This window comes from Micromonospora sp. WMMD812, from assembly GCF_027497215.1.
Lineage (GTDB): Bacteria > Actinomycetota > Actinomycetes > Mycobacteriales > Micromonosporaceae > Micromonospora.
This window is the reverse complement of the sequence record NZ_CP114904.1, coordinates 1667655-1680960: the sequence shown is the minus strand read 5'-3', so window position 1 is coordinate 1680960 and position 13306 is coordinate 1667655. Positions and strand designations below refer to the sequence as shown.

Below are 13306 nucleotides of genomic sequence, written 5' to 3'. Positions count from 1 at the left end.
CTCCCGATGCCCCTGACATCCACCGCCGACCTCGTCGGGCGGGCCGCGGGCAGCGGCCACGCGGCCGCCGCCTTCAACGTCATCACCCTCGAACACGCCGAGGCCATCGTGGACGCCGCGGAGCGGGTCGGCGCCCCGGCCATCCTCCAGATCAGCGAGAACGCGGTGCGATACCACGGCGGACGCGTCCTGCCGATCACCCGGGCGGCCGCGGAGGTGGCCCGGGCCGCCGCCGTTGACGTCTCGCTGCACCTCGACCACGTACGGGACGAGGACCTGCTGCGCCAGGTCGCGGACGCCGGGGTGAGTTCCGTGATGTACGACGCGGCCGGGCTGCCCTACGCGGCCAACGTCGAGGCGACCCGGCGGGCCGCTGACTGGGCCCATGAGCGGGGACTCTGGCTCGAGGCGGAGCTGGGCCGGATCGGCGGAAAGGACGGCGAGGCGCCGCTGGACGCCCACGCGCCGGGCGCCCGCACGGACCCCGACCAGGCGGCGGGGTACGTGGCGGCGACGCGGGTGGACGCGCTCGCCGTGGCGGTCGGCAGCAGCCACGCCATGACCACCCGGACGGCGAGCCTCGACCACGCGCTGATCGGCAAGCTGCGGGACGCCGTCGGCGTGCCGTTGGTCCTGCACGGCTCGTCGGGCGTGCCGGACGAAGAACTCGTGCGAGCGGTGGGAGCGGGAATCGTCAAAATCAACATCGGCACGGCGCTGAACGTCGCGTTCACCGCCGCGACCCGGGCCCACCTCGCCGGCGACCCCGCCGTCACCGACCCCCGCGCGTACCTGTCCCGCGGCAGAGCCGCGATGACGGAGACCGTCGCGCACTTCCTCCGGCTTCTCGGCTCGTCGGCCGGCTGAGCTACGACATCCGGTCGTCCGTCCGGCGCCGTCCGGTCGGCTGAGCGCCTGTAACTGCCCGCCTGGACCGGCCGGCCAGCTGCAGCCGGGGCTCCAGGATCACCTCGAAGAGTTGGTCCCACGGCAGGTCGACCCGGCCGACTGGAAGGGCGCCAGGGTCGCGGTGAACGTCTTCCTGCCTCTCCGGCCAAGCACGCTGCCGGCCGGCGGCGCCCGGCTGAGCGTGAGCCCGAGGCTCTGGGCGCCGGACTCTGGACCCCCTGACGAGACGGTTCTGCCAACAAGGCAGCCGCACCGAACGATGCCCGGTAGGGCAGTGCGTTTCTAAGAGGCAGTCTCGTCGCCGGCCCCGGCATCTCAGCCCTGAACCGGCGGCCATCCGCCGTACGCTTCAGGCGTCAGCGATGAGTTTCGCCGGCGGACCGAGTCTGCCCTGGCATGACTCGAATCATCGCTGACATCGCGGTCTCTCTCGACGGCTTCGTCACCGGGCCCGACCCCAGCCCGGACAACAGTCTGGGAACCGGCGGCGAGGCCCTGCACACGTGGGCGTTTTCCGACGACCCCGACGACCGCCGGGTCCTGCGCGAGGGGACCGCCCGCTCGGGCGCCGTCGTCCTCGACCGCCACCTCTTCGACGTGGTCGACGGGCCGAAAGGCTGGGACGACACCCCCGGCTACGGCGCCGGCGAGGTCGGCAAGCCCGCGTTCGTCGTCGTGACGAACTCGCCGGCAGAGTCGGTGCGAACAACTAACCTCGACTGGACGTTCGTCACCACCGGTCTGCCCGACGCCGTCACCGCCGCGCGTGAGCGAGCCGAGGCGGCGTCGTCGGACAGCGGCAAGGACCCCGCGACGCACCTGACCTACGACGTCTCCCGGTGATCCGATGACCACCGTCAACGTTAACGAGATCGCCTTGGGCATTGAGTCGTTCGGTGACGACGACGCGCCACTCGTCCTGCTCGCGGGCGGGACGACGATGCTCTCCTGGCCCGACGCGCTGTGCGAGCGCCTCGCCGCGGGCGGCCGCCGTGTGGTGCGCTACGACCTGCGCGACAGCGGGGAGTCGACAACGACGGATCCGGAGGCGCCGGCGTACACCCTGCGCGGCCTCGCCGCCGACGCGGCGGCTCTTGCCGACGCGCTCGGCGGGGGGCCCGCGCACCTCGCGGGGATCGGCGTCGGCGGGATGGTCGCCCAGGTGGCCCTGCTCGACCATCCGGGCGCGTTCTCGGCGCTCACCCTGGTCGGCACCCGCGCGGTTGCCCCTGGCCCGCCCGACGATGACCTCCCCGACCATGACCAGGCGACGATGAGTCGGCTGTTCGCGCGTCCGATGCCCGATTGGACCGACCGCGAGGCGGTTGCCGAGTTCGCCGCCGCCGGCGCGGAGATCCTCGGCGACGACCCCGTCGCCGCACGCGCAATCGCTGCGCGCATCTGGGACCGCACTCCCGGCACCGCACCACCGGTCCAGATGGCCAACCAGATGGGCATGGTGTTCTCCAGGCTCGACTGCACACCACGCTGGCGTGAGCGTCTGCCCGAGATCGAGGTCCCCACACTCGTCGTCCACGGCCGCCGCGACCGGTTCTTCCCCGTCGGCAACGGCGAGGCGATCGCGCGCGAGATCCCCGGGGCACGGCTGCTCGTCGTCGACGAGGCTGCCACTGCGATCCCCGATGCGGCGGTCGGCGAGGTCACCGAGGCGATGCTCACGCTGGGATAGCGGACGGCGGGCCGGTGGCCGCGCGGTCTGGCCTCCACCCAGCAGTGACGTCGGAGGCCCGATCCGACGGTGCGCCCACAATCGTCACGATTCCCACCCGAGGTTGTCCAGGCCGCTTCCCTCGAACCATGCCCCGTAAACCCGCGGCTGCCGCCACCTGTCGATCGTGCGGGCTCGTTGCCCACGCCGGTCACCAAGCGGCTTCAACATCGACGAGCACGATGCCGAGAGCTGGCGCGCGCAGTCACCCGCCCGCACGTGGCATCACCTCGCAGCCAGCGAGGGGCTTGAACCCGCCCGTTCATGGGCGGCTAGTTAACCCGTTGGAGCGATCGACGAGGCGGTGCAGCGCTGTCCCGACGGCGGGGAAGGCGAGTCGCAGGGTGTGGGCGGTGAGTCGGGTGCCCCACCAGGAGAGGGCGATGAGGTAGCCGACGATGATGACTCTGGAACACGCCGCATCGCGTCCCGCCTGGAGACGGGCCGGGTGTCAGTCAACGGCGGTTACGAACCACTGTCCCCGTTCGGAGGGTTCAAGCAGTCGGGCCTCGGCCGCGAATACGGCAGCTTCGGCCTTGAGGGCTTCCTGGAGCCCCGGTCCGTAATGCTGTGACGGGCACGGCCGGACCCATAGCTGGTATGCGTACGAGTACATCCGCAACTCGTGGCGCATCGAGCACGGGGTCCGGTCGACCTGCGCAGAGCCTCAGATCAACGCGCTGAGCACTGACGACTCTGTCGCGAATCTAGATCGAGCGCAAGGGGCCGCGTGCTCGTCGCATCGTCGTCGCGGTGGGCGTGCACCGCCATCAAGGTCAGAGATCGCGCAGCCATGCCATCACCCGACGAGGGTCGTCTCAGGGTGTCGGGTGGCTGGTCGAACGAAGCGGGCGCACTTCCCCAGATGCCTAGTTTGTGAAATCGTTGCCACATGCGCCTGACGGACCACGTATGTGTGCACTACGACACCTGCAATGTCTACCTGATCATCAGCGGATCGGACGCCGTCGCCATCGACTTCGGCTCGGGCGCCATCCTTGATCATCTCGCCGATTATGGTGTCGAGCGGATCACCGACGTACTCATGACGCACCACCACCGGGACCAGGGCCAGGGCCTGGCTCGCGCGGTGGGTGCCGGGGCGCGCATCTGGGTGCCGTCGTCGGAGCGTGACCTGTTCGCCGAGGTCGGCACGCACTGGCAGACGCGGACCATCGACAACTACTACGACCTGCGTCAGGACCGGTTCTCGCTGCTGAACGACGTGCCGGTGCACGGCGTGGTGCCGGAGTACCGACCCGTCCAGTTCGGCGACGTCACCCTCGTGGCCCTGCCCACGCCCGGGCACACATTGGGCTCGCTCAGCTACCTGGCGGAGCTGGACGGCCGGCGGATCGCGTTCACCGGCGACCTGCTGCACGGTCCCGGCACAGTCTGGTCGGTCTCGGCGCTGCAGTGGAGCTACAGCGGGCTGGAAGGCGCCGCCGCCTCGGTGCTGTCGCTGGACCTGCTCGCCGACCGCGATCCCGAGCTGATCCTGCCCTCGCACGGCCGTCCGATCACCGATCCGCAGCCCGCGCTCGCGGAGACCCGACGCAACCTGCAGGCGCTGGTCGACTTCCGGCGTGACGAGCCCTGGGACCTGACCGCCCGGCTGCGGCAGCCGTACGAGGAGATCTCCCCGCACCTGCTGCGCAACCGCACGTCCTTCGCGACGAGCTACGCGCTGCTGTCCGACTCGGGCGCGGCGCTGCTGATCGACTACGGCTTCGACATGATCGCCGGCCTGCCCACCGGCACCGACCGATCGTCACGCCGGCCCTGGCTCGCGTCGCTCGACGCGCTGAAGCGCTCGTACGGCATCGACCGAGTCGAGGTGGCCGTCCCCACCCACTACCACGACGACCACGTGGCCGGATTCAACCTGTTGCACGAGGTGGAGGGCACCCACATCTGGGCGGCGGACTCGATCGCGCCGATCCTGCGCGACCCGCTCCGCTACGACCTGCCCTGCCTCTGGTACGACCCGCTGCCGGTCGACCGGGTGGTGCCCACCGGGGTACCGGTGCGATGGCACGAGTACGAGCTCACCATGTGGCCACTGCCCGGTCACACCCTGTACGCCGTGGCGATCGCGTTCCAGGCAGACGGCAACACCGTCGTGGCCACCGGCGACCAGCAGGACGGCGGCTGGGTGAACGGGCAGCGCACCGAGGTGCTCAATTTCCAGTACCGCAACCGCTTCCGTATCGACGACTTCGTCGACTCGGCGCTGCTGTACCGCCGGCTGGCGCCAGATCTCATGATCAGCGGACACTGGGCGCCCCGTCGGGTGGACGACGCCTACCTGGACATGCTGCTCACCAAGGGCGAGGAGCTCGCCCGGCTGCACCGGACGCTGCTGCCGCTCGACGACGTCGACTTCGGCGCGGAGGGCTTCGGTGCCCGGATCCTGCCGTACCGCTCGACGGTGACCGGCGGCGAGCCGCTGCGGCTGGAGGTGGAGGTCCGCAACCCGTTCCGGCGCCGCTGCGGGTTGCGCGTCGACATGGTCGTGCCGCCCGGCTGGCAGTCGTCGCCCGGGCAGCGCGCGGTCGAGGTCGACGCGCTGGGCGAGGCCTGCGTGCGGTTCGACGTCCTGCCGCCCCCCGGCACAGCGCAGCGCAGGGCCCGGGTGGCGGCGAACCTGACCGCCGGCGACCGGAACTTCGGTCAGCAGGCCGAGGCGCTGGTGGACGTGCGATGAGCGCCGGAGTCGCCGTGCTGGACACGGCCGGACAACTGGAGATCCGTACCCCGCACTACACCGCCCGGATCGACCGTCGGCGGCTGCTGGCCGACGTCACCGCGGCCGACGGCGGGTCCTGGGGGCGGCTGCGCCTGCTCGCCTCGGTGCACGCCCTCGACGGGCCGGACGAGACCGTCCGGGTCGAGGCCATCGCGCACGAGCGTCACCACGACCTGGTGCGACTGACCATCACCTGCACCAGCACCCGATGGTCGGGGCGCACCCAGATCGTGGAGTTCCACCCACGTCAGATCACCTTCGCCGCGACGGTGCACGGCCACGGTCGGATCACCACCGTGCAGCTGCTCGGTGGAGCGCGCCTGCCCCAGGGCATGCTGCCCAGCGGCGCCGCCCACCGCACCGTCTTCTCGCCCAACCCCGACCACCCGTGGCGCATCGCCCGACCGGCGGCCGAGCCGGCGGTGATCAGCGCCAACGGGGAGGGCGGAGAACCCGGCGTGGGCCGTTGGCTGTTCACGCCGGCGCCGACCTGCTTCGGCCTGTCCCGGCAGCCGGCCGACGACGACCGGCAGCTGCCAAGGGGGGCCTGGCTGATGCTCGGGCTGGCGGCACGGCGGCGCACGTTCCTGGAGTTCGGCTACGACCCGACCCCGGGCGGGTTCAGCCTGCGCTGTGAGTACCAGGGGCACACCACGGTGGACGGGACGTTCACCACGCCGACGGTGCTGCTGCTCTTCGGCGCCGAGGATCCGTACGAGGGGCTACGCCAGTACCGGGCGGAGCTCGACGCGCGTGGCCTCACGGCGCCAGCGACGCCACGGCCGCTGGCCGAGCACTGGCGCCAGCCGATCTTCTGCGGTTGGGGCGCGCAGTGCGCCCTGGCCAGCGAGGGCGACTCGTCGGCGCCCGACCTGTCCCGACAGGCGCTGTACGACGACCTGCTCGACACGCTGGCCCGCAATGGGGTCGTACCGGGCACGATCGTGGTGGACGACAAGTGGCAAGAGCAGTACGCGACCTGCCGGTCCGACCCGCGGAAGTGGCCTGACCTGGCCGGCTTCATCGCGGCCCGGCACGCCGAGGGGCAGCGGGTGCTGCTCTGGTGGAAGGCGTGGGATCCGGAGGGCGCTCCCGACGACGCGTGCGTGCGGGATCCCGACGGTGTCCCGGTGGCACTCGACCCGGAGAGCCCGCTTGGCCGATCGGTCATCCAGGACGCCGTCCGGCACATGCTCCACCCGGACGGCCTCAACGCGGACGGGCTCAAGATTGACTTCACCGGGCGCACCCCGTCGGGTACGGCCCTGCGCCATGCCGGCCCGTCGTGGGGCTTCGATCTGTTGCACGAACTCCTCGGGGTCGCCTACCGGACCGCCAAACAGATCAAGCCGGACTCGCTGATCGTCACGCACGCGCCAGATCCCGGCTTCCTCGACGTGACCGACATGATCCGGCTCAACGACGTGCTGCATCTCGACCACCCGGCGGGGCGGACACCGCCGCCCGGCGTCCCCGGGTCCGCCGTCGTGGCGCAGATGACCTACCGGGCCCGGGTGGTGCAGGCCGCCTGCCCGGAGCTGCCGATCGACACCGACGGCTGGTGCCTGCCCGGCCAGGCCGATCTCGTGGCGTACGCCGCCGCCGCGCCGACGTTGGGGGTGCCGGCGCTGTACTACGCGGATCGGATGGATCTGGACCCTGACCTGCTCACCCCGCCGACGTGGGCGGCGATCGCGAGGGCCTGGGCGGCCTATCGCGAGACGCATGGCCTGATCCCGCCGCATAGAATCACGTCTCATGGCGCGCAAACCTGAGGATGGTGGCGGCGGATCTCCGCAGGAGGCCGCTCCCCGTCGACGCCAGCGCCAGCGCCCGACCATCCAGGATCTGGCTCGGGCCGCGGGCACCTCGCCGTCCACCGCCTCGCGGGCCCTGAGCGGCAACGGCTACGTCGCCGCCGAGGTGTCCGCTCGGGTGCTCGCGGCCGCCGAACAGATCGGTTACGTTCCCGACGGCAACGCCCGAGCCCTGCGCAACCGCACCAGTCGGGCCGTCGGGGTGCTGATCTCCGACATCCGTAACCCGTTCTACGCCAACCTCGCCGCCGGCATCGAGGAGCAACTTCGCGCGGCCGGCTATCACGTGATCGTGGTCAACAACGACGGCCAGGCGGAGGCCGAGGTGGAGGGCGCCCGGACCTTCCTGGCGGTACGGGTGTCGGCGGCGATCGTCACACCGGTCTCCGGGCGGGCGGTGCGGATGTTGATGGACGACGGTGTCACGGTCGTGCAGGCAGACCGGATGGTGGACGGGCTCACCTCCGACGGTGTCCTGGTCGACAACGTCCAGGGAGCGCAGGAGATCACCAGCCACCTGGTCGATCTCGGGCACACCAACATCGCGCTGCTCATCGACGAGACCGACTGGACCACCGGCGCAGGCCGGCTGGCCGGCTTCCGCGCCGCGCTTCGCGCCGCCCGGCTGCCGATGGATCCCACCCTGGTGGTGCCGACGAGGTTCCAGCCCGATGCGGCCCGGGACGCCGTGAACGCTCTGCTCGACCGGCGTCCCGACGTCACTGCCCTCTTCGCCGCGAACAACATGCTCGCCGAGGGTGCGTTCCAGGCGCTGCAGGGCCGCGGCCTGCGGGTGCCCGACGACCTGTCGCTGGTCGCCTTCGACGACGTGCCGTGGATGTCCATGGTTTCGCCCGGGATCACCACTGTGGACCAGCACACCGACGACCTCGGCCGCACCTGCGCCCAATTGGTCATCGACCGCCTCGGTGGATCCGCGCCCAACCTGGCGACGGTGCAGTACATCGAGCCGTCGGTTGTCATCCGCGGTTCGACCGCGGCCCCACGCAGTGTTCGCATCCACCCGGCGGGCAGCGGATCCCGTTCGGTGACCACCGCACCATCGCCGCGCTGACCCGCGCACGTAACACTGCCGCAACCAACCCTTGACACTCCCCACGAGACCGCCATATGTTGCAGATCACTGTGGTAACGATGCCACATCCGATGTCCCGGACCCGGCCGCCGGGTGACCACGGCTCGGCCGCCACGGCTGAAGCCCAGGTCACGACGGGGTTCCCGCGTGCCTGTCCCGGACATCCGCCGTCTTTGAGGAGTGACGCATGACGATCACCCGGCGGGGCCTTCTGGCCGGCTCGGTAGGGGCTTTCGCGCTCGGCGCGACGAGCGCCTGCGGCGGTGTCAGCGGGAGTGGAAACGACACCGGCAAGGGCGACAAGGGCGACACCGGCTCGTTGTCGACCCAGGGCTTCGGCAAGCCAGACGATGTGGGGCAGGCGCGCATCGACGCGTTCAAGAGCGCGTACCCGAACGTGCAGCTCGCCATCAACGAGGGCGACTTCGACCCGCAGCAGTTCCTGTCCGCGGTCGCCAGCGGCAACGCCCCGTCGCTGGTGTACCTCAACCGCGACCTGGTCGGCAGCTACGCGGCGCAGGGCGCCATCCAACCGCTGGACGACCATCTCGCCACAGCCGGGATCAAGACCGGCGACTACCGCGAGGCCGCGATCAAGGAAGTGACGATCGACGGCAAGATCTACGGCGTCCCTGAGTTCTACAACACCCGCAACATCCTGGTGAACGGCAAGGCGCTGCAGGAGGTCGGGCTCACCCTGGCCGACGTGAGCACCACCGACTGGAACAAGCTGCACACCGTCGCCACCAAGCTGTACAAGGCCAGCGGCGGCGGGATCGCCCGGATCGGGTTCGACCCCAAGCTCCCCGAGTTCCTGCCGCTATGGGCGAAGGCCAACGGCGCTGACCTGGTGAACCCCGACGGTTCGCCGAACCTCGACGACCCAAAGATCATCGAGGCCCTGACGTACGCGCTGAGCCTGATCAATGAGCAGGGTGGTTGGTCGAAGTTCAAGGCGTTCCGCGACACCTGGGACCTGTTCGGCGCCGGCAACCAGTTCGTGAAGAACCAGGCGGGCGCGTTCCCCTGGGAGGGGTGGTACGTCAACGTCCTGGTCCAGTCCTCGCCGAAGGTCGACCTGCAGTCGGTCCCGTTCACCGACAAGCAGGGCACGCCGATCAGCTTCGAAAACGGCAGCGCGTGGTGCCTGCCGAAGGGCGCCAAGAATCAGGCTGCGGCCATCAACTGGATGAAGGTCATGACCAGCACCGAGACCTGGCTGAAGGCCGGCGCCGCCCGGCAGGCCACGGTAGAGAAGAACAACTCCCTCTTCACCGGACTTTTCACGGCCAAGCCCGCAGCGGACGAACAGATCAAGGCCAAGTACGTCAAGGCCGGCCAGACCGGATTCCACAAGGCCGTCGAGAACTACTACGCGTCTACCGGCTATGCCTTCGCCATCCCCGGCTCTAAGGCCGGCAGCGAGATCAAGGCGGCCTGGCAGGACGCGGTGAATCGGGCGCTCTCCGGCCAGCAGAAGCCCGACGCGGCGATGAAGCAGGCGCAGGCGGACGCGAGCAAGGCATTCAGCGCGGCGAAGTGATGGCTGTGACAACCGCGAACGTGGCCACCCGGAAGCTGCTTCCGGGTGGCGCACGACGAACCAGGAACTGGCGGGAGATCCGCGCCGCCTACGGCTTCATCTCGCTGTGGATCGTCGGGTTCCTGGTTTTCACCCTCGGCCCGATGATCGCCAGCCTTGTGCTGTCCTTCACCGACTACAACGCGATCGACTCGCCCGAGGGCGTGGGGTTGGCGAACTACCGAGAACTCGTGGCGGACCCCAAGGTCGCCAAGGCCCTCGGCAACACGCTCATCTACTCGGTCATGTATGTGCCGGCCTCGATGGTGGTGGCGCTGATCCTCGCCATGGTGCTCAACCGGGTCGGGCGGGCGTCGGGCTTCTTCCGGACGGTCTTCTACCTACCCGTCATGACACCGACCGTCGCCGTGGGCGCGCTGTTCCTGCTGCTGCTCAACGGTCAGGAGGGGCTGCTCAACCGCACCCTGCGCCTGATGGGGATCACCGGACCCAATTGGACGACCGACACCAACTGGGTGAAGCCCGGGCTGGTCATCACCATGCTGTGGAGCCTCGGCGGGACCGTGGTCATCTACCTCGCGGCGCTGCGCCAGGTGCCGAAGGATCTCTACGAGGCCGCCGAGATGGACGGTGCGAACGCGTGGACGAAGTTCCGCAAGGTGACGGTGCCGATGATCAGCGGTGCACTCTTCTTCACCCTGATCGTGCAGACGATCTCGGCACTGCAGATGTTCGACCAGGCGTACACCATGTTCTTCGGCGCCCAGCAGAACAGCACCTACTCCAACGAGTCCGCGCTGTTCTACGTGATCTACCTGTTCCAGCAGGCATTCCGATTCCTGCACATGGGATACGCGTCGGCGCTGGCCTGGCTGCTGTTCCTGATCATCATGATCATCACCGCCGTGCAGGTACGGGTCTCGCGCCGGTTCGTCTACTACGAAGGCGAGAAGGACTGAGATGAGTACATCGCCTCCGGGCCTGGCGGCCCTCCCCACCACGCCCGGCCCGGGTCACGAACCGACCGAAGGCAGCCAGCCGGATTCCGGCGGGCGGGGCCAGCGCTGGTGGAAACGTGCCCCCTATCTGATCGTGCTCGCCCTCGCCAGTGTGGTGTTCACCTACCCCTTCGTCTGGTTGATCAGCGCCTCGCTCAAACCGCGTACCGAGGTGTTCGACAACGCCCTGATCCCACACACGCTGCGCCTGGAGAACTTCGCTGACGTCTGGGACTACGCGCCCGTGCTCACCTGGGTCGGCAACAGCGCGGTGGTGGGGATCGCCGCGGCCACCACCGTCACCATCAGCAGCGCACTGGTGGCGTTCGGCTTCGCGTACTTCCGATTCCCGGGGCGCAACGTGCTGTTCGGGCTGGTGCTCGCGACGATGATGCTGCCGCAGGCGGTCACGATGATCCCGGTCTACCTGATCTGGAACAAGCTCGGCCTGACCGGAACCCAGGTGCCGCTGTGGGCGCAGAACATCTTCGGCTCGGCGTTCTACATCTTCCTGCTGCGACAGTTCTTCCTCGGCCTTCCCCGTGAACTGTTCGAGGCGGCTCGGGTCGACGGATCCAGCTTCTTCGGGCTGTTCTGGCGCATCGCCCTGCCGCTCGCCCGGCCGGCGCTGGCGATCGTCTTCGTGTTCGAGATTCAGGCGAGCTGGAACGACCTGATCCGGCCACTGATCTATCTGCAGGAGACCTCGCTGTTCACCGTGCCCCGCGGCCTCAAGGCCGTCATCGACACCTTCGGCAACGGCGGCGAACAACACTGGGAGATCGTCATGGCGGCGAGCCTGATCGCCACCCTGCCCATGATCATTATCTTCGCCGTCGCCCAAAAACACATCATCGAGGGCATCGCCACCCAGGGCCGGAAGGGCTGAGGTCAGCGTGCCCTTCCGCGAACACGTCCTCGCCCTCGACATCGGTGGCACCAAGCTCGCCGCCGGGGTCGTGAGCCACACCGGCGAGGTCCGCTCATTCGTCCGCACACCCACGAGAGTCGAGGAGGGGCCGGACAAAGTCATCAAGCGACTGCTGGACCTCGGGCACGATGCGCTGGCCGCCGCCGGGCACGATCAGGCCGACATGGCCGCGATCGGTATCGGCTGCGGCGGCCCGCTCGATCCGGTGACCGGGCGAGTGCAGGGCCCGCCCGGGCTGCCCTACTGGGACGACGTACCCATCGTCGACCTGGTCTCCGCCGCGTACGCCCGTCCCGCGTTCCTGGAGAACGACGGCACGGCCGCCGTGCTGGGGGAGTACCGCTTCGGGCCCTGGCGCGACGTGGCCCACATGCTCTACCTGACGGTGTCCACCGGCGTGGGCGGCGGCCTGATCCTCGACGGGCAGGTCTACCGCGGTGCGGCCGGCAACGGCGGCGAGTTCGGCCACGTGATCATCGACTGGAACGGCCGCGTCTGCGGCTGCGGGCAGCGAGGCTGCATCGAGGCGTACGCCTCGGGCAGTTCGATCGCGCGCCGGGCGAGCGAGGCGTTGAGCACCGATGCCGCGTCGTCCATGCGGGGCCTCGACGTGGTGACCGCCGAAACCGTGTCGTCGCACGCCCGGCGGGGCGACCCGCTGGCCCGCCGGATCTGGGACGAGACCACCGCCGCGCTGGGCCGCGCGATCGCGGTCATGATCAATGTGGTGGAACCGCAACTCGTCGTCCTCGGCGGCGGAGTCACCCGCGCCGGCGACGCCCTCCTGCTACCGGTACGCCGCGCCGCGCTCACCCAGGCCATGCGACCAGCCGGGGCGGCGGCCCGGGTGGAGCTGTCGTCGCACGGCGACACCGTCGGCGTCGTCGGCGCGGCGGCATCGGCCCTTCTCTACCTCGACCACGGAGCAGCCGCATGATCCCCGATGACCACGCCCCGCTCGTCCAGCTCCTGGACGAACACCTGACCGTGATCGAGTCGGTCCGCAAGCTCGTCCCCGACGTCGAATCCCTCGGAGAGGAGGTCAATGGCCGCCTGGACCGCGGGGGCACCCTCTACGCCTTCGGCAACGGCGGCTCGGCCGCCGACGCCCAACATCTGGTCGGCGAACTCATCGGCCGGTACTGCCGCGAGCGGCGGCCGCTGCCGGCGGTCGCGGTGTCCACCGACCCGACGGTCACCACCTGCATCGGCAACGACTACTCCTTCGACGACGTATTCGCCCGGCAGGTCAGCGCACTGGCCCGCCCCGGCGACGTGGTGGTGGCCTTCACCAGCAGCGGCCGGTCGCCAAACGTCGTCGCCGGACTGCGCGCCGGCCAGAACGCCGGGGCATTGACCGTCCTGTTCACCGGCGCGCCCGACACGGGCGGTGGACCGGCGGCCCGCTACGCCGATCGTGTGCTCGCGGTGGCCTCGGACCGCACCGCCCGGGTGCAGGAGGCGCACGTCCTGCTCCTGCACCTGCTCAGCGAGCACATCGACCGCTGGGCCGCCGCGACCGACTGACCAGACC

12 protein-coding genes are annotated in these 13306 nt (G+C 69.8%); all 12 read left to right on the top strand.

From position 1 onward, the window contains the following. The first annotated feature begins 6 nt into the window (after window positions 1–6). The 12 genes from O7603_RS07720 (at window position 7) to O7603_RS07665 (ending at window position 13299) form a co-directional block, all read left to right on the top strand. Window positions 7–867, top strand: a complete 861-nt coding sequence (locus O7603_RS07720) for a class II fructose-bisphosphate aldolase (protein WP_281574991.1) — start codon at window positions 7–9, stop codon at window positions 865–867. Window positions 868–1305: 438 nt separating this feature from the next. After that, complete coding sequence (locus O7603_RS07715; RefSeq protein WP_281574990.1) at window positions 1306–1752, top strand: hypothetical protein; 447 nt, start codon at window positions 1306–1308, stop codon at window positions 1750–1752. Between the two features lie 4 nt (window positions 1753–1756). Continuing rightward, on the top strand, window positions 1757–2599 hold the full coding sequence (locus tag O7603_RS07710; RefSeq protein WP_281574989.1) for an alpha/beta hydrolase: 843 nt from the start codon (window positions 1757–1759) through the stop codon (window positions 2597–2599). A gap of 343 nt (window positions 2600–2942) precedes the next feature. After that, window positions 2943–3212, top strand: a complete 270-nt coding sequence (locus O7603_RS07705; RefSeq protein ID WP_348651057.1) for an aldehyde dehydrogenase family protein — start codon at window positions 2943–2945, stop codon at window positions 3210–3212. Window positions 3213–3530: 318 nt separating this feature from the next. Further along, a complete protein-coding gene (locus tag O7603_RS07700) occupies window positions 3531–5345 on the top strand; it encodes an MBL fold metallo-hydrolase (RefSeq protein WP_281574987.1) in 1815 nt (604 codons plus the stop codon). Further along, window positions 5342–7162, top strand: a complete 1821-nt coding sequence (locus tag O7603_RS07695) for a hypothetical protein (protein WP_281574986.1) — start codon at window positions 5342–5344, stop codon at window positions 7160–7162. Before O7603_RS07700 ends, O7603_RS07695 begins: the two co-directional genes overlap by 4 nt. Beyond that, window positions 7146–8279 carry a LacI family DNA-binding transcriptional regulator gene (locus O7603_RS07690; RefSeq protein WP_281574985.1) on the top strand — a complete coding sequence of 378 codons (1134 nt, stop codon included), beginning with the start codon at window positions 7146–7148 and terminating at the stop codon, window positions 8277–8279. Before O7603_RS07695 ends, O7603_RS07690 begins: the two co-directional genes overlap by 17 nt. 208 nt (window positions 8280–8487) lie before the next feature. Further along, window positions 8488–9843 (top strand): sugar ABC transporter substrate-binding protein, encoded by a 1356-nt coding sequence (locus tag O7603_RS07685; RefSeq protein WP_281574984.1) that lies wholly within the window; start codon window positions 8488–8490, stop codon window positions 9841–9843. A 5-nt stretch (window positions 9844–9848) separates the two neighbouring features. Continuing rightward, the gene (locus O7603_RS07680; protein ID WP_281574983.1) at window positions 9849–10802 is read left to right on the top strand and encodes a sugar ABC transporter permease; all 954 of its coding nucleotides are present in this window, start codon (window positions 9849–9851) and stop codon (window positions 10800–10802) included. 1 nt (window position 10803) lies between these two features. Further along, a complete protein-coding gene (locus tag O7603_RS07675; protein WP_281574982.1) occupies window positions 10804–11730 on the top strand; it encodes a carbohydrate ABC transporter permease in 927 nt (308 codons plus the stop codon). A 7-nt stretch (window positions 11731–11737) separates the two neighbouring features. Then, a complete protein-coding gene (locus O7603_RS07670) occupies window positions 11738–12709 on the top strand; it encodes an ROK family protein (protein WP_281574981.1) in 972 nt (323 codons plus the stop codon). After that, window positions 12706–13299 (top strand): SIS domain-containing protein, encoded by a 594-nt coding sequence (locus tag O7603_RS07665; protein ID WP_281574980.1) that lies wholly within the window; start codon window positions 12706–12708, stop codon window positions 13297–13299. The genes O7603_RS07670 and O7603_RS07665 overlap by 4 nt, the downstream gene beginning before the upstream one ends. The last annotated feature ends 7 nt before the right edge of the window (window positions 13300–13306 follow it).